Below are 25,301 nucleotides of genomic sequence, written 5' to 3' on the forward strand. Positions count from 1 at the left end.
ATCTGCTTACATCAATGTAAGTTGCGGCGGTTCAAGAGGTTGATCCGTCATGACCGCCGCAACCGACCTACCCTTTGCCGACTTGCCCTTGTTCGATGACCGTCGCCCGGTGCTGCGCATGCGCCCGGGCAAGGCGCTTCATCATTTTCGCCGCCTGTTGAAGGACAAGGAGCGGACCGAGGAAGTCTTTCCGATTTTCGAGGCTCTGCCGTGGAGCGGGATGCGCGGCGCGGCGACTCGTTTTCTGCTCAGTCCGCAGGGGCGCTACTTGTCCGGGCGGGAGCCGTTCCTCCCGGCGCTGCTCGACGATCACGCGGCCTTGCGGCGCATGGCGCCGGGGTCTCTTGCCCATGCCTATTGCGATTTCATGGAAAGCGAAGGGCTGACCGCGCAAGGGCTGGCGGATGAATTCGCCAAATTCGCCAAAGGCAAGCCGCCGTTCCACGACCGGTTCCAATGGTACCTCAACCGGGTGCGTGACGTGCACGACTTGCTGCATGTCCTGACCGGCTATGGGCGCGATGCGCTTGGCGAAGCATGCGTGCTGGCGTTCACTTATGGGCAGCAGCCGAGCCCCGCACACTTGTTCATCGGCTATATGGCCGCGTTCAACATCAGGAAGACGGTGGCAAGTCCGGCGCCCGTGCTGCGTGCGGTTCGTGAGGCGCACAAGTCGGGGCAGGGATGTCCGCGCTTGTGCGAACAGGCGATCGGCGATCTCCTGCCCTTGCCGATCGAGGACGTGCGTCGCCGTCTGAAGATCGCGCCGCCGATGCAGTATCGGCGTGCCCATGCGATCTGGAAGGGGATGGGAATCGATCCCTACAATTTGCTCGGACGCGATCTGTCCGGCGGCGATTCGGGCGCATTGCCTCAGGCTGCCTGAGCCTTCATGGGGAAGTTTCGGAAAGAGGGAGCCGCGCGGTCGCGGCTCCCTCTTTCTGATCAGGCTTCCATCCAGTCGCGGAAGAACGCTTCGTTGCGTTCCTTGAGCGCGGCGACGGACACAGTCGTTCCCGCACCCTTGATCGCGCTGCCGCCGGTCACGCCGAGGCGCTGCACCGAGACGCCCGAGGCCGACAGTTCGACGCCGGCCGGGGTGGTCACGATATAGCGGCCCTGGTCTTCACCAAAGGCGGTCGCGGCGTCGGCAATGCCTTCGACCGAACAACCGATGCCGCTGGACATGGCCATTTCGGCAAGCGCGACCAGCAGGCCGCCGTCGGAAATGTCGTGAACGGCAGTGACGCTGCCGTCGGCGATCAACTGGCGCACGAATTCGCCGTTGCGGCGTTCGGCGTCGAGATCGACGGGCGGCGGGTTGCCGTCTTCACGGCCATGGGCTTCGCGCAGCCACAGCGACTGCCCCAGATGGCCGGGCATTCCGCCGATCAGCCAGATCGTTTCGCCTTCGGCCTTGAAGGGAATGGTCGCCATCTTTTCGTGGTCGATCATCAGGCCGACACCGCCGATGGCCGGAGTCGGAAGGATCGCGCTGCCGCCGCCGGTCGCCTTCGATTCGTTGTAGAGCGAGACGTTGCCCGACACGATCGGATAGTCGAGCGCACGGCAGGCATCGCCCATCCCGCGCAGGGCTTCGACGATCTGGGCCATGATTTCCGGGCGCTGCGGGTTGGCGAAGTTGAGGCAGTTGGTAATCGCGAGCGGCGTCGCGCCGACCGCGCAGATGTTCCGCCAGGTTTCCGCGACCGCCTGCTTCCCGCCTTCATAGGGGTCGGCATAGCAATAGCGCGGGGTGCAGTCGGTGCTGATCGCGAGCGCCTTTTGCGACCCGTGAACGCGTACGACGGCCGCGTCGCCACCCGACTTCTGCAGGGTGTCGGCGCCGACCTGACTGTCGTACTGTTCGAAGATCCAGCGGCGATTGGCAAGGTCGGGGCTGCCGATCAGGCTGAGAAGATCGGCCGAGAGATCCTCGCTCGCAGGCACTTCGCCGAGCGGCTTGACCGCAGCCCAGACCTTGTAGTCGTCGAGCGAAAGGTGCGGGCGTTCATACAGCGGCGCTTCGTCGGCGAGCGGGTCGAGCGGAATGTCGCAAACGACCTCGCCGTTCCATTCGAGCACCATGCGGCCGGTGTCGGTGACTTCGCCGATGACCGCGAAGTCGAGTTCCCATTTGCGGAAAATCGCCTCTGCCATCGGCTCCTTGCCGGGCTTGAGGACCATGAGCATGCGCTCCTGGCTTTCCGAAAGCATCATTTCATAGGGCGTCATGCCGGTTTCGCGACAGGGCACCTTGTTCATGTCGAGACGGATGCCCGCGCCGCCCTTGCTCGCCATTTCGACCGAACTGGAAGTCAGGCCGGCCGCGCCCATGTCCTGAATGGCGACGATCGCGTCGGTTGCCATCAGTTCGAGGCAGGCTTCGATCAGGAGCTTTTCGGTGAAGGGGTCGCCGACCTGCACGGTCGGGCGCTTTTCGTCGCTCTTGTCGTCGAAATCGGCGCTGGCCATGGTTGCGCCGTGAATGCCGTCGCGGCCGGTCTTGGACCCGACATAGACGATCGGATTGCCGAGGCCCGTTGCAGCCGAATAGAAAATGCGGTCGGTGTCGGCGACGCCCACGGTCATCGCGTTGACCAGGATGTTGCCGTCATAGGCCTTGTGGAAATTGGTTTCCCCGCCGACGGTGGGCACGCCCACGCAGTTGCCGTAACCGCCGATCCCGGCGACGACGCCCTGGACGAGATGCTTCATCTTGGGGTGGTCGGGGCGGCCGAAGCGCAGGGCGTTCATGTTGGCGACCGGCCGGGCGCCCATGGTGAAGACGTCGCGCAGAATACCGCCGACCCCGGTCGCTGCGCCCTGGTAGGGTTCGATGTAGCTGGGGTGGTTGTGGCTTTCCATCTTGAAGATGGCGGCCTGTCCGTCGCCGATGTCGATGACACCCGCGTTCTCGCCCGGACCGCAGATGACCCAGGGGGCCTGCGTCGGCAGTTTCTTCAGGTGAACACGGCTCGACTTGTACGAACAGTGTTCGGACCACATCACCGAGAAGATGCCGAGCTCGACAAGGTTCGGCTCGCGTCCGAGTGCGTGGAGCACGCGGGCATATTCTTCCTCGGTCAGACCGTGGGCGGCGACGGTTTCGGGCGTGATGGCAGACATGGCCAGCGCCTCTAGACTATCACGCGGCAAAGCGGCACCCGGTTTTTTATCGTCGAGCGCTTGTTTGTGGGGTGTGGTTTGCCCGCAGCGAAGCCTTGCGTCCGGGCAGCGGGCTTGACCCTTTGCGCGCGGCCCGTCAATGGTCGCCCCGATGACAACCCAATCCGAAATCAGCGCGCTCTCTTTCGAGGAAGCGCTCAAGGCTCTCGAAGACGTGGTGCGTCGCCTCGAAAGCGGTGAGGCGCCTCTGGACGAATCGATCGAACTTTATGCGAAGGGCGATGCCCTGCGCGCGCATTGCCAGGCCCGCCTCGACGCGGCCCAGGCACGGATCGAGGCGATTGTCGCCGATCGCGATGGCCGCGCGACCGGAACCCGCACTTTCGACGAGAACCAGGCATGAGCGATACCGTGACCAACCAACGCCCCGATTCCCTGCTCAAGGACGCCCTCGTGCGCATTCAGCAGGAAGTTGACGCCTGCTTCGATGCTACGCTGCCGGTTCCCGAGGATCCGCGCGCGCGTCTTTACGAAGCGATGCGTTATTCCGCGATCGGCGGTGGCAAGCGTCTGCGCCCCTTGCTGGTGACGGCCGTCGCGAGCCTGTTCGGAGTGGACCGGTCCGTTGCGGTACGCGTCGGGACCGCGCTCGAATCGATTCACGTCTATTCGCTGATCCACGACGACATGCCGTGCATGGACAACGATTCGCTGCGCCACGGCAAGCCGACGGTGCATCTTGCCTATGACGATGCAACGGCCGTTCTGGCCGGTGACGCGTTGCAGGCGCTGGCGTTCGAAATCCTTTCCGATCCGGACCTTGTCGGCGATCCTTTCGTTCGCATCGAACTCGTGCGCACGCTGGCCCATGCCAGCGGCATCAACGGCATGGTCGGCGGGCAGATGATGGACATCGCGGCTGAAACCGCCTCGTTCGATCTCGCGACCGTGACCCGTTTGCAGCAGCTCAAGACCGGCGCCCTGCTGGCGGCGGCCGTCGAAATGGGTGCGATCCTCGGGCACGTTCCGCCCGAAGGCCGCACGCATTTGCGCGGCTATGCCCGCAACATCGGTCTGGCGTTCCAGATCGTCGATGACCTCCTCGATGCCGAAGGCGACGAGGAAGCGGCGGGCAAGGCCCTGCGCAAGGACGCCGAGGCAGGCAAGGAAACCTTCGTTTCGCTGCTCGGCATCGACCGCGCACGCTCGCAGGCCCGGGTCCTCGTCGATCAGGCGATCGAATTCCTCAACTCCTATGGTGAGGAAGCCGAGCTTTTGCGGGCAGTCGCTCGTTATATCGTGGAGCGTGACCGCTAAGGGAACGCTCTCTACGGCCCAGGGTCACAGCCTCCGCGACAAGGGGGCGGGCCGTCAAGGGGATGGAAAGGCTGAAAAGCGTGGCAGGACAACGGCAGCGTATCGGGGTTTACCCCGGAACTTTCGACCCCATCACTCTCGGTCATCTCGATATCATCCGGCGCGGGGCCAAGCTCGTCGACCGGTTGATCATCGGGGTGACGACCAACCCGTCCAAGGACCCCCTGTTCACGCCTGAAGAGCGGATCGCCATGGTCACGCGCGAAGTGGCAGAGCAAGGGATCGAGAATGTCGAAGTGGTCGGCTTCAACGCCCTGCTCATGAAGTTCGCAGAAAAGCAGGGGGCGAGCGTGATCATAAGGGGGCTGCGGGCCGTCGCCGACTTCGAATACGAATATCAGATGGCGGGCATGAACCAGCAGTTGAACAACCGGATCGAGACGGTGTTCCTGATGGCCGATGTCAGTCTTCAGCCGATCGCGTCGAAGCTGGTCAAGGAAATCGCCCAGTTCGGTGGCGACATCAGCCATTTCGTCACTGACAAAGTCCGCGACGATGTGGTGGAGCGGATCGAGATGCAGGGGCGCCTCGGCGACTATTGAGCGCGTCCCGACTTTGGATCGTATCCCCCGGCGTGGGGCCGGGGCTGCCCTTGTGAAAGGGCGCGGGCATTCCGGCAAATGTTCATTGCAGGCTCAGCAGCGGTGCCCTATCCGCGCTGGGTTGAGACTATCGACAGGAAACTCCTTGATGCGTTTGCGTGTTCTTGCCGCCCTTGCGCTTGGTGCCTCGCTTGCGGCCACGCCGGTCCTTGCCCAGCAAAGGGACCCCAGCAAGGAAGAGGTCAAGCCGATCAAGATCGACCGTCTCACGGCTTCCTCCACGATCCCCTATGCGATCGATGCGGACGAGAGCCACGATCCCGAAAACGTGCTCGTCCTCTATCTCTCGAATGGCGGTCGCGTCGCGATCCGGTTGATGCCGCAATGGGCGCCCCATCATGTCGAGCGGATCAAGACGCTGGCGCGGCAGGGGTTCTACGACGGGATCATCTTTCACCGCGTGATCGACGGCTTCATGGCCCAGACCGGGGACCCGACGGGAACCGGACAGGGCGGGTCGAAGCTGCCCGACCTCGACGCGGAATTCAACGATGTGCCCCACGGGCGCGGCACCGTGTCGATGGCGCGGACCGACGATCCGAACTCGGCCAACAGCCAGTTCTTCATCGTGTTCTATCCCCGCACCGCGCTCGACCACAAATACACCAATTTCGGTCGCGTGATTTCGGGCATGGATGCGGTCGACCGCATCGTCCGGGGTGAGCCGCCGCAGCATCCGACCAAGATCGTGCAAGCCTCGATCGCGGCGGATCACAAGGCTCCGCCCGCTGCAGACGCGGCTCCGGTTTCGGCCGCGCCGATCACCAGCGACATGCTCAACCATTCGCGATCCCAATAAGGCGGCACTCGTTTTGCCGAATTCTTGTCTGATTCATGCGCGTTGACCTTTTCGATTTCGACCTGCCGCCCGAACGCATAGCCCTGCGTCCGGCGCGCCCGCGCGATTCCGCGCGGCTTCTGCATGTTCCGGGCAAGGGGGCGCTCGGCGATCTGCATGTGCGCGATCTGCCCGGCCTGCTGCGCAAGGGCGACGTGCTCGTTTTCAACGACACGCGCGTCATTCCTGCGCAACTCGAAGGCATGCGGGGACAGGCCCGGATCGGGGCCACCTTGCACAAGCGCGAGGATCTTCGCCGCTGGCAGGCCTTTGTGCGCAACGGAAAACGGCTTTCTCCCGGCGACACGATCGACTTCGGTGAAGGGGTGATGGCGCTTGCTGAAGTGCGCCACCCCGACGGCAGCTGGACTCTGGCCTTCCAGGGGGACGAGCCGGTCGAGATCCTGCTCGAACGGGCCGGGCGCATGCCTTTGCCGCCCTATATCGCGAGCAAGCGTCCGACCGATGCCGCTGACCGTCAGGATTACCAGACGATGTTCGCCGCCCGTGACGGCGCAGTGGCGGCTCCGACAGCAGCTCTGCATTTCACGCCCGGTCTACTCGAGGCTTTGGCCGACGCCGGGATCGGGCACGAGACGCTGACGCTTCATGTGGGGGCGGGCACGTTCCTTCCGGTCAAGGCCGAGGATACCAGCGACCATGCCATGCATCCCGAATGGGGCCGGATCGAGCAGGAAACGGCCGATCGCCTCAATGCCGTGCGTGCTGGCGGCGGGCGCGTGATCGCGGTCGGCACCACCAGCCTGCGTCTGCTCGAAAGCGCGGCGGGAGAGGACCGGGTCATCCGTCCCTTTGCCGGGGACACCTCGATCTTCATTACCCCGGGTTACACCTTCCGCGCCATCGACGGGCTGATGACCAATTTCCATTTGCCCAAGTCGACGCTGTTCATGCTGGTTTCGGCTCTGATGGGGCTCGACCGGATGCAGGAAGCCTATGCCCATGCGATCCGCGAGGGATACAGGTTCTACAGCTATGGCGACGCGAGTCTGCTGCTCTCCTGAAAACCGGTATTAATTGCAACAAACCTGAAACCCCGCGCGGCTAGCCGCAGGACATGATGGGGACCGCGCCGCAAATCCGGCGGCCGGCAAAAATCATGGGGTTATCATGTTGCACAATCCATTTCGGGCCGCGTTGTTCTGCGGTGTTTCGGTGCTGCTCACCGTGCCCGCCATGGCCGAGACGGCGCCTCCGGCCGATGCGGCCGCGACCGACGCTTCGGTCGAAGCGCCGATCGTCGTCACTGCGCAGCACCGGTCGGAAGATACCCTGAAAGTGCCGGTTTCGGTCGCGGTTCTGAAAGGCGATACGCTGTCCGACTTCCACGGGTCGGGGGCGGACACGCTACTGTCGCTGTCGGGCAAGGTGCCCGATCTTTATGTCGAATCGAGCACGGGCCGCATCTTTCCGCGCTTCTACATTCGCGGTCTGGGCAATATCGACTTCTACCTCGGCGCCTCGCAACCGGTTTCGGTTATTCAGGACGACGTGATCGAAGAGCATGTGGTGCTCAAGTCGAATCCGGTTTTCGATGTCGCCAGTGCCGAAGTGCTGCGCGGGCCGCAGGGGTCGCTGTTCGGGCGCAACACCACTGCCGGGATCGTGAAGTTCGATACCAACCAGCCGACCGCCAACTGGCAGGGGCAGGGTTCGGTCACCTGGGGTACGTTCAATTCGATCAATGCCGACGCCGGGATCGGCGGGCCGCTGGCCGAGGATGACAAGCTCAGCTTCCGCCTTTCGGGCCTTTACCAACATCGCGACAACTGGATCAGCAATACCTACGCCGGGCCGAGCGACGACGGCACGGTCGGCGGGCACAATGTGATGGGCGGCTTTGACGAGCGGGACTTGCGCCTGCAGATCCTTGCCAAGCCGAACGACCAGTTCAGCCTGCGCCTGTCGGGTCATGTCCGCGAATATGCGGGCAATGCCTCGATCTTCTATCGCGGTTCGATCAAGGTCGGCACCAATGCGGTTCCCGCCGGTTTCGACCAGCGCCAGGTCGCCTATGACGAAGCGCAGAACAATCCGCAGGCCTATCACACGCGCGGCTTCTCGGTGAAAGCCGACTATGATTTCGGCTTTGCCAGGCTGACCTCGATTTCGGCCTATGAAGCGGCGCACGGATACAGCCGCGGCGATACCGATGGCGGTGCGGCAGCCAATTTCGGCGGGGTTTCGCCCAGCTATTGTTCGGTCGGTTGCGGGGAATCGCAAGGACGCCTGCGTTCACTCAACCAATGGAGCGAGGAAGTGCGCCTCGCCAGTCCCGACAAGGGGCGGTTCAAGTGGCAGATCGGCGGGATCTATTTCGATACGCGCGATGCGACCGAGTTCGACCAGCGCGCCTATTTCCTGACCTCTAATGCCCTCGGCACCACGCCCAATCCCAACAACTGGGTCCTGTTGCATGACGTCAACACCAGCTGGGCCGTGTTTGGCCAGGTCAGCTATGCGATCACCGATCGCCTGACTGTCACTGCGGGCGGGCGCGTCACCAACGATACCAAGAGCACCACGCTCGAAAAGACGGCCAACACGGTCGCCAATGTCTCGACCTTCACGGGCGCGCGGTTCGTGCGTCTTGCCGATACCGAGCCCAGCTGGGACGGCAGCCTGCTCTATCGCGTGTCGAACGAGGTCAGCCTCTATGCCCGCGTCGCGCGCGGCTTCCGCGGGCCCACGATTCAGGGGCGTTCGGCGGTGTTCAACTCGCCGTTCACGACCGCCAATTCGGAAAAGAACACGAGCTACGAAGCCGGGATCAAGAGCGCGTTCTGGGGTAACCGCGCACACTTCAACGTGACCGGGTTCTACTACAAGGTGAAGGACATCCAGCTCAACGGCAACGACAGCAACGGCAACGGCGTTCTGTTCAACGCGGACAAGGCCGTCGGGTATGGCGCCGAAGCCGAGTTCGACGCGCACCCCACCCGCAACCTGCGGTTCAATATCGGGTTCAGCCTGCTGCACACCGAAATCGACGACACCAATGTCTATGCGCAGGTCGGTGCCGCCGGAGGCGTTGCTTCGGAAACGGTGCTCAATCCGACGGTGAAAGTCGGCAACAACATCTATGCGCAGATCAATGGCAATCCGCTGCCCAATGCGCCGCATTACAACCTGAACATCGGCGCGCGCTATGATATCCCCACCGGGCCCGGAAAGGCCTTTGTCTCGGGCGATTTCAACATGCAGGGCTACACCAGCTTCGTGCCGTACAAGACGGTCGAATATACCGCGAACGGCAATTACGAACTGGGGCTGCGCGTGGGATACGACATCGGGCGCGTCGAGATCGCGGCCTTTGCCCGCAACCTGACCGATCAGCGCAATCTGGTGGGCGCGATCGACACGTCGAACTATCGCGCGGGGATCTACAACGATCCGCGCACGTTCGGTCTGTCGCTCAGTGGCTCGTTCCGGTGAGCCTTGCCTGAAACAAGGGACGCCTGAAGCAAGGGACGCTTGAAACAAGGTGACCGGCCCCGTGCTTGCCCACGGGGCCGGTCGTGTCGACGGCGGGACGCGTCAGACCGGACCGCCGACAAGAGTGGGCCGGGGCCTTGTCGACACTGGTGTCGGCCCCGGCATGATCATTCCGCCGCTTCGGCGAATGCGGGTTCGGTGGCGATCCGCCGCTGGGCGGGAAGGGCGACCGGCAGCGGCTGATCCTCGCGGAGCGGGATGAACTGGCCGGTTTCGCCGTCGAGGCCCAGAACCTGTCCGGCGTGAATATCGACGAACCAGCCGTGCAGGGCCATGTCGCCGCGCGCAATCGCCGCCGCGACCGAGGGATGCGTACGCAAGTGCGCAAGCTGGGCAATCACGTTCTGCAGGCTGACCGCGCGAATGCGGGCCGAGGATTCAAGGTGCGGATGGCAGGTCGAAACGATGTGTTCGGCAGCCGATCCGTGACGCAGCCACGCTGCGACATTGGGCATGCGCTCGAGCCCTTCGGGGTAGGCCAGAGCCTTCATCGCGCCGCAGTCGGAATGGCCGCAGACGATGATGTCGCGCACGCCAAGCGCGGCAACGGCATATTCCACCGTCGAGGACACGCCGCCGTTCATGGTTGCAAAGGGCGGAACGATGTTGCCGGCATTGCGGCACACGAACAGTTCGCCGGGTTCGGCCTGCAGGATCTGTTCGGGGACGATGCGCGAGTCGGCGCAGGAAATCATCAGGGCCTTCGGGCTCTGGCCGAAATTGGCGAGCTTGGCGAAGAGTTCGCCGCTTTCCGGAAAGACCTGCTTCTCGAAGCTGAAGACGCGACCGATCAGTTCATTCATGGCTTCTCTCCAATCCTTGAGAGGGCCCCGCGTTCGGGGCGTTGACCATGAGATACCGATTCGTTTTTTCCGGGAATGCGCTGTCCTGTAAGGAATTATTGCTGGTGCGAAGAAATGCGGGGAAGCCGGATCGCTGCGCTCAGTCCGCCCGAGGGACGGTTCGACAAGGTAAGTACTCCGCCTTCGGCCCGAACCACCCGATCGACGATCGCAAGCCCAAGCCCCATCCCGGCGGTATTGCGCGCGCGGGCCGAATCGAGCCGGATGAAGGGTTGCAGCACTTTGCCGAGGCTTTCGTCGGGAATGCCCGGGCCGCTGTCCTCGACGGTCAGCATGACGGCATCGGGCAGGGCCTCGATCCGGACAAGTGCCGAACCGCCATAGTGCAGGGCATTGTCAATGAGGTTGGAAAGCGCGCGCCGCACCGGCAACGGGCGGAGATCGGTCACCAGTTGATCGGGCCCTTCATAGCGCGCGTCCTGACCGCAATCCTGTGCGCCATCGACAAGTGTCTGGGCCATGGCGGCAAGATCGACCGCGGTTTTCCCGGCGGCCGGCTGATCGGCCTGCACGAATTCCTGCAACGAGGTGAAGAGGTCGCGCATTTCGCCAAGGTCCGCGTCGAGCGAAGCACGTTCGGCCGGTTCGATCGGAATGCCGTCGAGCCGCAACTGCACACGGGACAGCGGGGTGCGCATGTCATGGGCAATGGCCAGCATCGTCTGGGTATTGCTGTCGAGCAGATTGTCGATCCGCTGCTGCATCGCGTTGAAGGCCCGGATCAGAGTCTGGACTTCGGGCGGGCCGTAAAGCGGGATCGGGCGCGCATGCGGGGTCCCCACGTGGCGACTGGCGCGGACGAGCTGGCGTAAAGGGCGCAGCGAGGCAAAGACGAGAAACCATGCAAGGACTGCCAGAACCACCGTCGGCAGCAACATGCGCACGATCTGCCCGACCTGAAGCAGCCAGGTGTCGTGCGCCTTGCTCTGGAACAGCACGAGCGATCCGTCCGACAGCCCCATGCTGCCGTCGAGCCCGTTGCGGATATGAACCGGCTGAAGTTGCAGTTCGAGCCGGGCATTGGCGAGCACCGGATCGTATTGCATCAACTGGTTCTTGAGCGCGGCGAGATCGATCGATGCGACCGGGCGTGGGGCACGCGGCGTCCAGCGCAGCGTAAGCGTCTCACTGCCGAGTTCGCGAGCGAGCGCGGCGCGTTCGCGTGTCGGGGCGGCATCGAGCGTGCGATAGGCACTCGCCAGACGCTCGGCGAGCGATTGGGCTTCTTCTTCATGCAGGGCAAAGTTGCCCGCCCGTTGGAAGAGCACGGCGTTGACGCCGAAATCGAGCAGCATGACGACCGCCAGAATGGCGAGCATCCGCGCCGGAAGACCGGACACGCTTGGCATCCATGCACGCAGGCGCGTCAATGGCGCGCGACTTCGGCAGTGAACATGTATCCGACGCCGCGAACGGTCACGATCGGGGCATTGCCCGACGGACCGGTCAGCTTGCGGCGCAGACGGCTGACAAGAACGTCAATGCTGCGGTCCGAGCTGTCGGACTGGCGTGTGCGGGACAGCTCGATCAGCCGTTGCCGTCCGATCACGCGTTGCGGCTGGTTGAGGAAGGTTGCGAGGAGATCGAACTCTGCGCCGGTCAGATCGACAAGCGCGCCCTGGGGCGATCGCAATTCGTGGCGTCCGAGCGAAAGCCTCCAGCCGTCGAATTCCAGATCGCGTCCCCGAGCCGGGCGTTCATCCTCGGCTTGCCCGCGCCGCAGCACTGCGCCGATCCGGGCAATCAGTTCGCGTGTTCCGAACGGCTTGGGCAGATAGTCGTCCGCACCCAGTTCCAGCCCGAGCACGCGGTCGTCCTCGCTGCCGCGCGCCGAAATGAAAATGACCGGAACATCGCTGTCGCGGCGGAGCCGTCGGAACAGCTCGATGCCGGTCTGTCCGGGCAGCATGATGTCGAGCACGATGAGATCGACGGCCCCGCTTTCGAGCGCGACCCACATTTCCGCGCCGGTGCTGGCGGTACCGACGTCATAGCCATGCGCGCGAAGCGCGCGCGCGGTGAGCAGGCGAAGGGCCGGATCATCCTCGACCAGAAGAATGGATTTTGCTGTCATCGCAATCGGGAGGAAACGCTCGCGGACAAAGGGGAATGGGAAAGGGCGGCCGGGGAACAGGACCGGAAAGCGTTCCCCGGCCACCAGGTCAGAGACGCGTCGCGAACGGGATCGCGGCGATCTCTTGTTGAAGGCCTGGTTGCCGGGCTGTTCGGCAGGGGGGGATCAGCCCGGCGTCCAGGTCGCAATGACCGGGTCAGGTCCGGTCATGAGACAAAAGCGCATCGGGGAATGCGCAAAAGTCCGTGTCGGGATGGACCTTGTCTGTGGCCGACCGGAATCGGCTCGGCGAGGCAAGGTCGATGGCGAGGGTTCGTTGCAACGGATGGCCCTCGTCGCGATCCCGTTTCCGAAAGGCGAAGGCGGTTCGCCCCTTCGGAATGCGGGGCAACATCACGCCCCCGTGGCAGGCGTCGTTGCGATCTGTTCGGTGCTCTTGACCGGGGTCGGCGCGACCTGTTCGGCTTCGCGGTCCTTGGGGGCTTCGACTGCGGGCTTGGCTGCCTTGGGCTTGGGTGCCATGCGCGGCCCGCCATAGGGGGTGACGCAGGCGACGATCTTGCCGGGGTGCGGATGGCAACCGATCAGGCCCGTGGAAGCGGGCGCGGCCGCCGGGGAAGCGGTGACGGTCAATGCCGCTGCAACCAGAGAGACGATCATGATGAGTGCTCCGTTCGTTGGAATACGACGGAGGTAGCCATCGGGTTTTTCAGGTAATGGTCTGAATTGTTATAAAGTGTTTCTGCACATACGAAAAAGCACGGGGGCTTGATCAGAACTCGACTTCCAGTTCCTCGAGGTCTTCCGCTTCCGCCTCGGCTCCGGCCTGCCAGATCGTCATCGGTTCCCACACCGCGATGGTGTCGCAATAGGCATCGCTCGGCTTGCTCAGCTTGACCGCATAAGTCCGGAAACGGGTAGTGACCGGGGCATACATGGCGTCCGCGATAGTCGGGCGGTCACCGAACAGGAACGGGCCGCCATAACGGGCAAGGCATTCCTGCCAGATCGTCTCGATCCGTTCGATGTCAGGTCTCGCGCCCGAGAAGATCGGGAAGCTCTTGTGCCGGACCTTGAGATTCATCGGTAGGGCCGAACGCAAGTTGGTGAAGCCCGAATGGATCTCGCCCGAGATCGACCGGCAATGGGCGCGGGCAATCCGGTCGGCGGGCAGCATGTGAGCCTTTGGGTACAGTTCGTTGAGGTATTCGGCGATCGCCAGCGTGTCCCAAACGCTCGCCCCTTCGTGCGTCAGCCGGGGAACCAGCACCGACGGGCTGAGCAGGAGGAGTTCGGCGCGGTCGGCGGCGCTGCGCTCGACCCGGTCTTCTTCCACATCGAGTCCGGCAAGACGGCACAACAGCCATCCGCGCAGCGACCAGGCCGAATAGGTCTTGCTCGATATCGTCAGGATTGCTCGCGACTTGACGCTGTCGATCGTCTTTATGCTCGCCATGACCGTGACCCCTTGCTGCCGGGATGTACCACCCTTGAAGGAAACCATGTCGCGCGGCCCTTGCCAAGCGCATTGATGCAGCGCAGCATGAGGTCAGGCAATCTGTCAGCCCTTTACCGACTCATCTCTTGAGGAGGGACGCTGCGTGTATGCACCTTATCAGGCCCTGACCGATGCGACGGAACCCTTTCGCGCGTTGTCGCGGGGTATCCTTTCGATGCGCGACCGGCTCTGGCCCGATGCCGATGAGAACGACTGGTTTCGCCGTTTCCATGCGCTCCATGATACCCATGCGCTGGCAGCGGTGCTCAATTCCCGTCCCGCGTTCGGGATCAAGGCGGTTCCGGTCGGGAACGAAATGGTGCCGGTGCGCGAGGAAGTGGTCAATTCGCTGCCCTTTGCCGACCTCCTTCATTTCGCCAAGGATGCGGTCAACACGCCCCAGCCCAAAATGCTGGTGGTCGCCCCGCTGTCCGGTCACTATTCGACTTTGCTGCGCCATACCGTCGAAGTGCTTTTGCGCGATCACGACGTTTATATCACCGACTGGCGCCACGCCCGCGAAGTGCCGACCAGCGAGGGGCGTTTCGGGCTCGAGGACTATACCGACTATGTGATCGAGTTCCTGCGGCATCTGGGACCGCGCAGCCATGTCCTGGCGGTGTGCCAGCCTTGCGTGCCGGTCCTGGCGGCGGTTGCCGTCATGGCGGGACAGCGCGATCCGTGCCAGCCGCGCACGATGACCCTGATGGGCGGGCCGATCGACACGCGCGAGGCGCCCACGGTGGTCAACGAGCTCGCCAATCAACGCTCGCTCGAATGGTTCGAGGCCAATCTCATCTCGCAGGTGCCGATGCGCTATCGCGGTCGGGGGCGTCGGGTCTATCCCGGCTTCGTCCAGCTGACCGCGTTCATGTCGATGAACATGGGCCGCCATTTCGACCAGTTCCGCAAATATTATCAGGCACTGGCCGAGGATCGGCAGGCCGACGCGCGCAAGATCCGCGATTTCTATATCGAGTATCTCTCGGTGCTCGACCTGACTGCCGAGTTCTATCTCGAAACCATCGATCGTGTGTTCCAGCGGGCCTTGCTTGCAAAGGGCGAGTTGATCCATCGCGGCGAACGGGTCGATTGTGGGGCGATCCGGCAAACCGCTCTGCTGACTGTCGAGGGTGAACGCGACGACATCTGCGGGGTGGGGCAGACCGCCGCCGCGCATCTTCTGTGCACCAGCCTGCGCCCCCATCTTAAGCGGCATCACCTGCAACCCGGCGTCGGGCATTACGGCGTCTTTTCCGGTTCGAAATGGGCGAACCAGGTCTATCCGCAAGTGCGCAATCTCGTTCTGGCAATGGGGTAGGCTGGCGATGGGTCAGGCGGTAAACCAGCTCCAGATCAGCCGCGCGGTCAGGGCAAGGCTGACCGTAATGAGCAGCGGGCGGATCACCCGTGCGCCGTGGCGCGTCGCAAGGCGGCTGCCGATGACGGCGCCGGTCATGGCGCCGAGCCCCATGACGAGGCCAAGCGGCCAGATCACCTGTCCGCCCAGTGCAAAGACCACCAGACTTCCCAGATTGCTCATGACATTGAGCAATTTGGTGAGGCCCATGGCGCGCGTGAGACCCATCCCGCGCAGGGATACGAGGCTGGCGGCATAGAACTGGCCTGCGCCGGGGCCGAAGAAACCGTCGTAAAAGCCGATCCCCGTCGCCAGCGGTGCATAGCCCTTGTCGCCCAAGAGGTCGCGTCGCTCGCCATCGTCCATGCGCGGCGAGAAAATGGTGTAGAGTGCCACCCCGATCAGGAACAGCGGGACGATGAGGCGCAGGGCGTGGGCGTCGATCCGGCGGATCAGAAGGGCGCCGACGACAGCGCCTGCAAAGGCGAGCAGGGCCATCATGGCCCCCTTGCGCAGGGAGAGGAACCCCGCACGGCGGAAGCGCCATGTCGCAACCGCCGTGCCGCAGATGGATTGCAGCTTGTTGGTGCCGAGTACCAGATGGGGCGGCAATCCGGTCGAGACCAGCACCGGCATCATGACGAGGCCACCGCCGCCCGCAATGGCATCGACTGTTCCGGTTGCCACGGCCACCAGCGTGAGTGCGCCGTAAAGCCAGGGATCAACAGGAACGGGCGCGAGAAATTCGAGCAAGGTCATTTGCACCTCATGGCGAACGAGCCTAAAGGCCGCAGTCCTCCCGTTTTTCGAGCCCTGACCATGACCCGTTTTTCCTTTTCGATCCATGCCACCGAAGGCAAGGCACGCACCGGCGTGATCCGGATGAAGCGCGGCGAGATCCGCACGCCGGCCTTCATGCCGGTGGGCACGGCTGCCACGGTCAAGGCGATGAAAGTCGAGGATGTGCGTGCCGCCGGGGCGGACATCATTCTGGGCAATACCTATCACCTGATGCTGCGACCCGGTGCCGAGCGCATGGCGCGGCTGGGCGGGCTGCACAAGTTCATGGGGTGGGATCGCCCGATCCTGACCGATAGCGGCGGGTATCAGGTCATGAGCCTGGCTTCGCTGCGCAAGATCACCGAAGAAGGCGTGACGTTCGCCAGTCACCTCGACGGTTCGCGTCACATGCTGAGCCCCGAACGCTCGATGGAGATCCAGCGTCTTCTGGGCTCCTCGATCGTCATGGCTTTCGACGAATGCCCGCGGATCGATCAGCCGCGTGACGTGATCGCGCGTTCGATGGAAATGTCGATGCGCTGGGCCAGGCGTAGCCGGGCCGGGTTCGATGCCGGGGGCGAACATGCCGTAAATTCGGCGCTGTTCGGTATCCAGCAGGGCGGCCTTGACGAACAACTGCGCGGGCACAGCGCGGACGCCCTGCGCGACATCGGTTTCGATGGCTATGCCATTGGCGGCCTCGCCGTGGGTGAAGGGCAGGAAGCGATGTTTGCAACGCTCGATTTCGCGCCGTCACAGCTTCCTGCCGACCGTCCCCGTTATTTGATGGGGGTGGGCAAGCCCGACGACTTGGTCGGCGCGGTCGAGCGTGGCGTTGACATGTTCGATTGCGTCTTGCCGACGCGGTCGGGTCGCAATGGTCAGGGTTTTACCTGGAACGGGCCGGTGAACTTGCGCAACGCGCGTCATGCCGAGGATACCGAGCCGCTTGATCCGCGCTGCGGCTGCCCGGTCTGTGCGAAATACAGCCGCGCCTATCTCCATCACCTGCACCGGTCGGGCGAGATCCTGGGCGCCATGCTGCTGACCGAGCACAATATCTGGTTCTATCAGCAATTGATGGCCGGGATGCGCGCGGCGATCGCCGAAGGACGCTTTGCGGCCTTTGTCGCCGATTTCCGGCGCGATTACCTGCAGCGATAAGGCCACTATCCGACATGGTCCGACATGGGCGGATCATGTCGGACAGCGGGGCCATAGATGGCAGGGCAGGATTTCGGGCAACAAAAAAAGGCGGGGTGAAAACCCCGCCTTTCCTGCTTTTGTGCGATGTAAACCGCTGATCAGCGCGAATAGAATTCGACGACCAGGTTCGGTTCCATCTTCACCGGATAGGGCACTTCGTCGAGCTTGGGGACGCGAACGAAGGTCACCTTGTCGGTGCCGTCGATGAGGACGTAGTCGGGAACGTCACGTTCCGGCAGAGCCTGCGCTTCGGCGATCAGGGCCATTTCCTTGGCCTTGGTGCCGAGGGTGATCACGTCGCCGGGGCGAACGCGACGGCTGGCGATGTTGCACTTCACGCCGTTGACGCGAATGTGGCCGTGGTTGACGATCTGGCGAGCCGCGAAGATGGTCGGAGCGAACTTCGAGCGGTACACGACCATGTCGAGGCGCTGTTCGAGCAGGCCGACGAGGTTCTGACCGGTGTCGCCCTTCATGCGCGACGCTTCCTGATAGGTCGACTTGAACTGCTTTTCAGTCACGTCGCCGTAGTAGCCCTTGAGCTTCTGCTTGGCGCGGAGCTGGATGCCGAAGTCCGACAGCTTGCCCTTGCGGCGCTGACCGTGCTGACCCGGGCCATAGCTGCGGCGGTTGACTGAGCTCTTGGGACGACCCCAGATGTTTTCACCAAGACGGCGGTCAATCTTGTACTTAGAGGCCTTACGCTTCGACACGCGAGGTTCCTTTCATTTGCTTTTGGCAACGGCCCATTGCCGTCGCACACGAAGACCCGGAATCGCACCATGACGCCCATTGCACATCATGCGGCCTCCGCTTCACCGGGTTTGCGGGGCCAATCGGACCTTGGTCCCGGACGGAAGACCGCCGGGGGTTCGCGTGGAAGGCGGCCCTAGACCAGCCAATCGTGCGATTGTCAAGCCGGAACGCTCATTCCGGCGCAACGGGAGGACGATGTTTGCGCGCGAGTGCGATCAAGGTGCCGCGCATGGTGTGTACCCCAAGATGGTTCCACGCCGCCTTGAGGAACATCGTCCGCGAGGAGCTGTGCGGCAGTAGTGGTCAGGGGATCGGTGTCAAGCTCGCAAGGGCGGCGTTGGGCAATTCCTGCAAGGACGGAGGAGGGGCTCTGAAGCCTGATGGCCTTCGCGGCAAGCGTCGCACCTGGGTGGGGAGGCATGGCGCCATCATCCAATGCGGAGATATTATGCCCCGCTATGAAGCCTCTGTCGCCACGCGACGCCGTCTCGCGCCGCCAATGGCGACATTGCTTCTCTCAGTATGGCGAGCAGTGCGGGGATTATTGCCAGGACCCATTCTTGCTCTTGGACAATGTCGCGAAGAGAAAGTTCGTCATCCGGTGATAGGCGTTCGGAGTGAGGCGCACGAATGAACGCCTGTTGTCGGCCGGATCGTCGTGGCGGGTTATCATGTCATGACGTTCCAAGAGTGAAATCCAGCGTAGGGCGGTAGTCGTTGGAACGTTGGCGCCAAGGCAAGCACTTGTGATGCTGATATTCTTGTCTTGCGTGGTTGCCATATAGATATCGAGCAGGAGGTCCCAGCCAGGCTCTCCAAAAAAGGACCCAGGGAAAAATTTCTCCCGGAATCTTCTTTCCAAATAAATTTTTTCGGCCAAATCAGATAGGCCTGCAAATATGTCCTTTTGACTATCGTTCGGTTCGGATTGGACGGAATTGTTTTTTTTTCAATCCAAAATGAATTACTTGATCTTCTAATTTGACATTTTTCATATTTGCAGTCCCCCGTAACTATAAAGCCTCCATATTCATAAAAGTAAATCGCAAAACTATTTAATTATTTGTATTCTTTGCGATCTCAAGGTTCAGCCAATCAGAAATCTGCTTGCTGAGCATTACTTCCTTTGCCCTCTTGTCCTCGGACTTTTTTTCACATTGCACGATATTGTTGTTTTCCAACCTTTTTATCATCTCATGGAATGCTCTGTTGGACAAGGTCGATGAAAGCCAAGCATCCTTCATGATGAAGGACTTGTTCACGAGAACTTGTAGGATAAGCCTGAACTCGTGACTAAGAAGGCTCAGGTTGAATTCCCGGCGAGCATCTTGGTCAATTTGAAGGGCCTTAGAGAAAAGGTCGATCATCTCGCCAGGGTATTCTTTCCCTTCTTCAGGGAATGCCAAATTTGCAAGGTGCGACGCATGCGTCATGCATTTAAACTCACTCTAATTCCCGGATAGGAAATGAAATAATATTTCCAAAAACCCCCTCTCCGCGAATTAAAATTAGTTCATGAGGCGTTCCTTGGTCTCGTGGTTGCGTTTTGAGCAGAGAATTTTCAAATTTGCCCCCAAAGTCGGCGTGGTCATGTGCCGGTCCGGATTTGAATCAATTCTCGATTCCGATTCGGTTCTTAAGTGAGAGAGATACAGGTCTGGTGCAGTATAATGAATAGGTGATTATACTTATAAAAAGCAGGTAGATTATGCACATATTGAATGCGTGAAAAATAATCATGCAAAATATATGGTGCAATTGAATTGGCTTAAGCAAAATATCGCGTAATTACTTTATCTACATTTTTTCACGGCGGCCGTAATTGCATTATAATTTTAGACTTTAGATATGTGATTTATTTCGCGTTAGTTTCGGTAACTCCGTAGAGTTTTGGATTTTTATTTGCACTTTCTCGCTTCTGAAAAAATTGAATCGCTCTATTCTGTGATTTTCTCTCTGCGAGCGCAGAATCGAGAACGTGATGTAGAGGCGAATACTGACGTCGATCGTCACGTCGGTGCCTTCATGAAAGAGCGTGTGCAGTCGCTTTCCCATTGAGGATCTTTAGGCGTATGATGTTCTTGCGTTGCCCGGTCAGCCTGCGCCCGGGAAATGGAGCTGCAGAGCGTCCCGTACATCACATCCGGCCCGATTATTGTCCTGCGTAGCTGTAGCTATGGATTAGCTGAATCGATAGTGTCCGTCCCTTGTCGGCAAGGGATGTTTGCGTCAAGGGATGCTCACGCAGCTGCATGTGTCAGCTTGTTGAAAAGGCTTCTTTTGCTTGCCCGTTCACTTTATTCGGAAATCCGGCGGCACATTTTGGCCTGCCGGATGTCGAGCAGGAGAGCGGGGCTAGGTGCGAGGTTTGCGCGCGAGCGTGGTCAGGATGCCGCGCATGGTGCGTACCTCAAGATGGTTCCACGCCGCCTTGGTGAACATTGTCCGCAAGGTGCGGCGTGTGACGGGGGCGCGGATTTCCGGTTCGAAATAGCCGAGCGGTTCGAGCATGGTCGTCAATTGGGCGAACATGCCTTCGAATTCTTCCTGGGGGGCAGGGGGGAGCAGCTCTTCGGCAGTGGGCTGGACCAGATCGGCGTGCTTCGACCACTCATAGGCGCACAGGATCACGGCCTGGGCGAGGTTGAGCGAAGCAAATTCCGGATTGATCGGCACGGTGATGATCGTGCGGGCAAGTGCGACATCGTCGGTTTCCAGCCCGGAGCGTTCCGGGCCGAAGACGATCGCGCACTGGCCGGGAGCCGCGATGATTTCCCGAGCGGCGGCTTCGGGTGTCACGACCGGCTTGGTCACGCCGCGCTTGCGGACAGTGGTTGCATAGACATGCGCACAGTCGGCAACCGCATCGGCCAGGGTATCGAACACTTCGGCCTGTTCAAGGACGATGTCGGCCCCTGCTGCGGCCGGGCCTGCCGATGGATTGGGCCAGCCATCGCGCGGGGCGACGATCCGCAGCCGCGTCAGCCCGAAATTGAGCATGGCGCGCGCAGCCTTGCCGATGTTCTCGCCCAGTTGCGGGCGGACAAGAACGATCACCGGCGCGTGGGCCGGGGCTTTAACGGAAGTATTCAATTTTGGCCGACCTCGCGCACGGTGCTCGCGAATTCCTCGAAATCGCGAGCTTCGGTAAAGTCGCGATAGACGCTGGCGAAACGGATGTAGGCGACGCTGTCAAGCTGACGCAGGCCGTCGATCACCATTTCGCCGATTTGCTTGGACGGCACTTCATTATCGCCCAGCGTTTCGATCTGGCGCTGGATTCCGGTGATCAGGCGGTCGATGCGTTCCTGGTCGACGGGGCGCTTGCGACAGGCAAGCGCCACCGACTGTTCGATCTTGGCCCGGTCAAACGGCTCGCGCCGGTCGTTGGACTTGATCACCATGATCTCGCGCAGTTGCACCCGTTCGAACGTGGTGAACCGCGCGCCGCATCCTTCGCACTGCCGGCGCCGGCGGATCGAGGTGTTATCCTCGCTCGGCCGGCTGTCCTTTACCTGGCTGCTGTCGTGGGCACAGAACGGGCAGCGCAAAAGATCACATCTCCGGGTAGATGGGGAAGGCCGAGCACAGTTCGGCAACGCGATCGCGAACGCGCTGTTCGATCTGGCCATCACCGGCTTCACCGTTGCGGGCAAGGCCTTCGACCACTTCGGCAATGAGCTGGCCGACGACGCGGAATTCTTCCTCGCGGAAGCCGCGGGTGGTCGCGGCCGGGGTGCCGAGGCGGATGCCCGAGGTCACGAAGGGCGAACGCTTGTCGAACGGCACGCCGTTCTTGTTGCAGGTCAGCCATGCGCGATCGAGGCCCTTTTCAGCAGCCTTGCCAGTCACGTCCTTGGCCGAGAGATCGACCAGCATGAGGTGATTGTCGGTGCCGCCCGAAACGATGGCGAGACCCTGTTCCTTCAGGCTTTCGGCCAGCGCGCGGGCGTTGGCGACAACCTGGTTGGCATAGGCCTTGAATTCGGGACGCAGCGCTTCGCCGAACGCAACCGCCTTGGCGGCGATGACGTGGACGAGCGGGCCGCCCTGAAGCCCGGGGAAGACCGCCGAGTTGAACTTCTTGGCGAGATCTTCGTCGTTGGTCAGGATGATGCCCGAACGCGGACCGCGCAGCGATTTGTGCGTGGTCGAGGTGACGACGTGGGCATGCGGGAACGGCGAGGGGTGCGCGCCACCGGCGACGAGGCCCGAGAAGTGCGACATGTCGACCATGAGATACGCACCGACTTCATCGGCGATCGCGCGGAACGCTTCGAAATCCCACACGCGCGAATAGGCAGTGCCGCCAGCGATGATCAGCTTGGGCTTGTGTTCTCGAGCGATGCGCGCGACTTCGTCCATGTCGATCAGGTGGTCGTCAGGACGCACGCCATAGGCGACCGGCTTGAACCACTTGCCGCTCATGTTGACCGGCGAACCGTGGGTGAGGTGGCCGCCCGAGTTGAGGTCGAGGCCCATGAAGGTATCGCCCGGCTGCAGCAGCGCGAGGAACACGGCCTGGTTCATCTGGCTGCCCGAGTTGGGCTGCACGTTGGCATAGGCGCAGCCGAACAGCTGCTTGGCGCGTTCGATCGCCAGCGTTTCGACGACGTCGGCATATTCGCAGCCGCCATAGTAGCGCTTGCCCGGATAGCCTTCGGCATACTTGTTGGTGAAGATCGAGCCGGTGGCTTCCAGCACGGCGAGGCTGGTCACGTTTTCCGAGGCGATCAGCTCGATCTTGGTCTGCTGGCGATGCAGTTCCTTGCGGATCGCATCAAAGACTTCCGGATCGGCGCTTGCGAGGTGTTCCGTGAAGAAACCCGCTTTGCGGATGTCCGGCGCGGTGGCAGTGGCTGCGGTCATCGTCTGGGCTCCTTATGATCAGATGGTGGGGTTGGAAAGCTTGGCGACGCGACCTTCGTGGCGGCCGCCTTCGAATTCGCCGGAAAGAAAGGCTTCGAGACAGGCCTTGGCCATGTCGATGCCCGTCAGGCGCGCGCCCATCGCGATTACGTTGGCATTGTTGTGCTGACGCGAGAGCGTGGCGGAATAGGGGTCGGAAACCAGCGCGCAGCGGCAGGCCGGATTGCGGTTGACCGCGATCGAGATGCCGATGCCCGAACCGCACAGGGCAACACCCCGTTCGGCAGCACCGCTCGCCACGGCTTCGGCCAGCTTGTAACCGAAATCGGGATAGTCGACGCGTGCGTCGCTGTCCGGGCCGAGATCGAGCACGTCGTGCCCCCATTCGGCAAGCGTTGCGGCAAGTTCGGCCTTGAGCGCGAATGCTGCGTGGTCAGAGGCAATGGCGATGCGCAAATGCAGGTTCCTGACTGACGATTGACGGGATTCGTGTCGGAGCGCCCATAAGGCCATACGGGCTTGGGCACCACATAATTTGCCTTTATGGACGTTGATGAAGACGGGTCGTTGTCGCGGCATGCTTCCCGGGATCGCAATCTCCAGTCGGACGGGACGAAAAGATCATGATGCGAAGGCATGTCCCCACGCTCGTGGCACTCGTGCTGGGCCTGTTTCTGGCGGTGATCGGAACCACGACTCCGTGGCCGGCGCCGGTCGACACTTTGCCGGACCATTTTTCCGCCAGCCGCGCGATGGCCGACGTCCGCGTCATCGGTCGCGAACCCCATCCCGCCGGATCGATGGCCGATGCGCAGCTGTGCGGATGGCTCGCGCAACGGTTGCGCGGCCTCGGAATGGAGGTGCACGAACAGGCCTTCACGCCCGACCCGGTCCGGGTTGCCCGTTATATCGATTGGGGCGGCGTTGCCGACCGGCCCCAGCGAATGGTCAATCTCGTCGCGGTTCTGCCGGGACGGGATCGTCGCCTTTCTGCTGTCGCATTGATGGCACATCACGATACCGTTTCGGGATCGCCGGGGGCGGCCGATGACGGTGCAGGCATGGCCTCGATCATCGAGACGGTGCGGGCGATCGCGGCGGCGGGACTGCCTCCGCGTGATCTCGTCGTCATATTGACCGATGGAGAGGAGATCGGGCTCGACGGTGCGCGCGCCTTTTTCGGTAGGGAAGCGGGTGGGGGCGATCCCTTGCGCGACCATATCGGTGCGCTCATCAATCTCGAGGCACGCGGCGGTGGCGGTCGCGCCACATTGTTCCAGACCAGCGCAGACAATGGTGCCGCCGTGGCGTTGGCCTCGCGGTCGATCCATCATCCGGCCGGGTCGTCGCTTGCGGTCTTTCTCTATCGTATCCTGCCCAATGACACCGATCTGACCATGGCTCTGCCCTGGGCCGGGACGCATGGTGTCGCGGCCTACAATTTCGCCTTCATCGGCCGCCCCGGGCTCTACCATTCGCCCAAGGCGACGCCTGAGCGACTCGATCAGGGGTCGTTGCAGGATATGGGCGGGCAAGTGCTCGATCTGACCCGGGCGCTGCTCGATGCGCCGCGTTTGCCCGGACCGACGCACGATCTGGTGTTCTTCGACCTGTTCGGCCTCATCATGGTCATGCTCCCGCTTTGGACGGGGTGGGTCATGCTCGGGGTATCGGCAGGCGCGGTGGCGGCCTTGTGGCGGGAGCGCGGTCGGGGCCGCGGGCATTTGCGCGCGGGGCTTGCGGGGGCGGGGCGGATGTTGGGGCTCGCTGGCCTTGCCGCCTTGCTCACCATGGGTTCCAACCTGGTCTCATTCCATGTCGGCGGGCCGAACTATTACGACCGACTCGCGGCAACGCCCCGGCTCGAAGTCATGGCGTCGGCCAGCGCGATTGCCGCGTTCTTCGTGGTGATCGGACGCTGGCGACCGGGGCGTGCGGCTTTGGCCGGTGCCTTCGTGCCGCTCTGGATCGCCGGGATGCTTCTCCAATTCTTCGCGCCGGTTGCTGCTTATGTGGTGGTGGTTCCGGTCCTGGTCGCCAGTCTCATCACGCTTCTTCCCGAGCGCGGCGTGGGCAGCGTCGTGGCGATTATCCTTGCAGGACTGGTGGTCGGTTACCAGTTCCAGCTCGTCCACGAGATGCTGCAGGCCGTAGGGAGCGACATGCCGCTCGTCGTTGCCCTGCCGCTTGTGCTGGCAGCCCTTGCCCTGTTGCCGAGGTGGCAGCCGCTGTCGCGCCCGGGGCGGCGAACGGCCGTTCTGGCGTTCGGTCTCCTGGGCTTTGCAGTGGCCCTGGTGGTTCGGGCAACGCCGATTGCCGACACCATTCCCGCCTACAGTCTGACGACCCGACCGCTTCCCTAGGCGGATACGAAAAAGGCCCCGCCGGGTGGGGTGGGGCCTTTGGGTTTGTTCCCGAAGGCCGGGAGGGCCT

23 protein-coding genes are annotated in these 25,301 nt (G+C 62.3%); 10 read left to right on the forward strand and 13 right to left on the reverse strand.

Annotation, left to right across the window (positions count from 1 at the left end; all coding sequences use genetic code 11):
• The first annotated feature begins 49 nt into the window (after positions 1-49).
• Complete coding sequence (locus tag Y88_RS02625; RefSeq protein WP_008065999.1) at positions 50-886, forward strand: Coq4 family protein; 837 nt, start codon at positions 50-52, stop codon at positions 884-886.
• 59 nt (positions 887-945) lie between these two features.
• Here the strand turns inward: Y88_RS02625 and purL are convergent, their stop codons facing one another.
• Positions 946-3,129, reverse strand: a complete 2,184-nt coding sequence (purL, locus tag Y88_RS02630; protein ID WP_008066001.1) for a phosphoribosylformylglycinamidine synthase subunit PurL — start codon at positions 3,127-3,129, stop codon at positions 946-948.
• 151 nt (positions 3,130-3,280) lie between these two features.
• Here purL and Y88_RS02635 point away from each other — a divergent pair, with 151 nt between their 5' ends.
• The 6 genes from Y88_RS02635 to Y88_RS02660 all read left to right on the forward strand — a co-directional run bounded on the left by Y88_RS02635 (position 3,281) and on the right by Y88_RS02660 (position 9,402).
• On the forward strand, positions 3,281-3,532 hold the full coding sequence (locus Y88_RS02635; protein ID WP_026166754.1) for an exodeoxyribonuclease VII small subunit: 252 nt from the start codon (positions 3,281-3,283) through the stop codon (positions 3,530-3,532).
• On the forward strand, positions 3,529-4,446 hold the full coding sequence (locus tag Y88_RS02640) for a polyprenyl synthetase family protein (RefSeq protein ID WP_008066007.1): 918 nt from the start codon (positions 3,529-3,531) through the stop codon (positions 4,444-4,446). Before Y88_RS02635 ends, Y88_RS02640 begins: the two co-directional genes overlap by 4 nt.
• A 62-nt stretch (positions 4,447-4,508) precedes the next feature.
• Complete coding sequence (coaD, locus tag Y88_RS02645; protein WP_008066009.1) at positions 4,509-5,048, forward strand: pantetheine-phosphate adenylyltransferase; 540 nt, start codon at positions 4,509-4,511, stop codon at positions 5,046-5,048.
• 148 nt (positions 5,049-5,196) lie between these two features.
• Positions 5,197-5,907 carry a peptidylprolyl isomerase gene (locus Y88_RS02650; protein WP_008066011.1) on the forward strand — a complete coding sequence of 237 codons (711 nt, stop codon included), beginning with the start codon at positions 5,197-5,199 and terminating at the stop codon, positions 5,905-5,907.
• A 35-nt stretch (positions 5,908-5,942) separates the two neighbouring features.
• On the forward strand, positions 5,943-6,971 hold the full coding sequence (queA, locus tag Y88_RS02655) for a tRNA preQ1(34) S-adenosylmethionine ribosyltransferase-isomerase QueA (RefSeq protein WP_008066012.1): 1,029 nt from the start codon (positions 5,943-5,945) through the stop codon (positions 6,969-6,971).
• Positions 6,972-7,077: 106 nt separating this feature from the next.
• Entirely contained in the window at positions 7,078-9,402 is a 2,325-nt protein-coding gene (locus Y88_RS02660; protein ID WP_008066014.1) for a TonB-dependent receptor, read from the forward strand.
• A 167-nt stretch (positions 9,403-9,569) separates the two neighbouring features.
• Here the strand turns inward: Y88_RS02660 and Y88_RS02665 are convergent, their stop codons facing one another.
• From Y88_RS02665 to Y88_RS02690, 5 genes are all read right to left on the reverse strand, one after another.
• The gene (locus Y88_RS02665) at positions 9,570-10,265 is read right to left on the reverse strand and encodes a carbonic anhydrase (protein WP_008066016.1); all 696 of its coding nucleotides are present in this window, start codon (positions 10,263-10,265) and stop codon (positions 9,570-9,572) included.
• Positions 10,266-10,360: 95 nt separating this feature from the next.
• Positions 10,361-11,665 (reverse strand): ATP-binding protein, encoded by a 1,305-nt coding sequence (locus Y88_RS02670; RefSeq protein ID WP_008066018.1) that lies wholly within the window; start codon positions 11,663-11,665, stop codon positions 10,361-10,363.
• A gap of 26 nt (positions 11,666-11,691) precedes the next feature.
• A complete protein-coding gene (locus tag Y88_RS02675) occupies positions 11,692-12,399 on the reverse strand; it encodes a response regulator transcription factor (protein ID WP_026166752.1) in 708 nt (235 codons plus the stop codon).
• Positions 12,400-12,792: 393 nt separating this feature from the next.
• Complete coding sequence (locus Y88_RS02685; protein ID WP_008066033.1) at positions 12,793-13,059, reverse strand: hypothetical protein; 267 nt, start codon at positions 13,057-13,059, stop codon at positions 12,793-12,795.
• A 112-nt stretch (positions 13,060-13,171) separates the two neighbouring features.
• On the reverse strand, positions 13,172-13,855 hold the full coding sequence (locus tag Y88_RS02690) for a glutathione S-transferase (protein ID WP_018075212.1): 684 nt from the start codon (positions 13,853-13,855) through the stop codon (positions 13,172-13,174).
• Positions 13,856-14,000: 145 nt separating this feature from the next.
• Here Y88_RS02690 and Y88_RS02695 point away from each other — a divergent pair, with 145 nt between their 5' ends.
• Entirely contained in the window at positions 14,001-15,218 is a 1,218-nt protein-coding gene (locus Y88_RS02695; RefSeq protein WP_008066041.1) for a polyhydroxyalkanoate depolymerase, read from the forward strand.
• A 12-nt stretch (positions 15,219-15,230) separates the two neighbouring features.
• On the opposite strand, the gene Y88_RS02700 is transcribed toward Y88_RS02695, so the two are convergent.
• Positions 15,231-16,016, reverse strand: a complete 786-nt coding sequence (locus tag Y88_RS02700; protein ID WP_008066043.1) for a TSUP family transporter — start codon at positions 16,014-16,016, stop codon at positions 15,231-15,233.
• Positions 16,017-16,076: 60 nt separating this feature from the next.
• Between Y88_RS02700 and tgt the strand changes: the two genes are divergently transcribed.
• Complete coding sequence (gene tgt / locus Y88_RS02705) at positions 16,077-17,201, forward strand: tRNA guanosine(34) transglycosylase Tgt (protein WP_008066045.1); 1,125 nt, start codon at positions 16,077-16,079, stop codon at positions 17,199-17,201.
• 140 nt (positions 17,202-17,341) lie between these two features.
• Here tgt and rpsD read toward each other — a convergent pair whose 3' ends face one another.
• The 6 genes from rpsD to rpiB form a co-directional block, all read right to left on the reverse strand.
• Positions 17,342-17,956, reverse strand: coding sequence for a 30S ribosomal protein S4 (gene rpsD / locus Y88_RS02710; protein WP_008066047.1), 615 nt, complete (start codon positions 17,954-17,956; stop codon positions 17,342-17,344).
• Between the two features lie 1,098 nt (positions 17,957-19,054).
• Positions 19,055-19,432, reverse strand: coding sequence for a hypothetical protein (locus Y88_RS02720; RefSeq protein WP_018075209.1), 378 nt, complete (start codon positions 19,430-19,432; stop codon positions 19,055-19,057).
• A gap of 922 nt (positions 19,433-20,354) precedes the next feature.
• A complete protein-coding gene (locus tag Y88_RS02725; RefSeq protein ID WP_008066053.1) occupies positions 20,355-21,056 on the reverse strand; it encodes an RNA methyltransferase in 702 nt (233 codons plus the stop codon).
• Positions 21,057-21,088: 32 nt separating this feature from the next.
• Positions 21,089-21,550 carry a transcriptional regulator NrdR gene (nrdR, locus tag Y88_RS02730; RefSeq protein WP_008066056.1) on the reverse strand — a complete coding sequence of 154 codons (462 nt, stop codon included), beginning with the start codon at positions 21,548-21,550 and terminating at the stop codon, positions 21,089-21,091.
• A 4-nt stretch (positions 21,551-21,554) separates the two neighbouring features.
• The gene (glyA, locus tag Y88_RS02735; RefSeq protein ID WP_008066058.1) at positions 21,555-22,868 is read right to left on the reverse strand and encodes a serine hydroxymethyltransferase; all 1,314 of its coding nucleotides are present in this window, start codon (positions 22,866-22,868) and stop codon (positions 21,555-21,557) included.
• A gap of 18 nt (positions 22,869-22,886) precedes the next feature.
• Positions 22,887-23,324 carry a ribose 5-phosphate isomerase B gene (gene rpiB / locus Y88_RS02740; RefSeq protein WP_008066060.1) on the reverse strand — a complete coding sequence of 146 codons (438 nt, stop codon included), beginning with the start codon at positions 23,322-23,324 and terminating at the stop codon, positions 22,887-22,889.
• Between the two features lie 167 nt (positions 23,325-23,491).
• On the opposite strand from rpiB, the gene Y88_RS02745 reads away from it, so the two are divergent.
• On the forward strand, positions 23,492-25,231 hold the full coding sequence (locus Y88_RS02745) for a M20/M25/M40 family metallo-hydrolase (RefSeq protein WP_232280889.1): 1,740 nt from the start codon (positions 23,492-23,494) through the stop codon (positions 25,229-25,231).
• The last annotated feature ends 70 nt before the right edge of the window (positions 25,232-25,301 follow it).

Origin of the sequence: Novosphingobium nitrogenifigens DSM 19370, assembly GCF_000192575.1 — a bacterium.
In the GTDB taxonomy this organism is placed as follows: Bacteria; Pseudomonadota; Alphaproteobacteria; order Sphingomonadales; family Sphingomonadaceae; genus Novosphingobium; species Novosphingobium nitrogenifigens.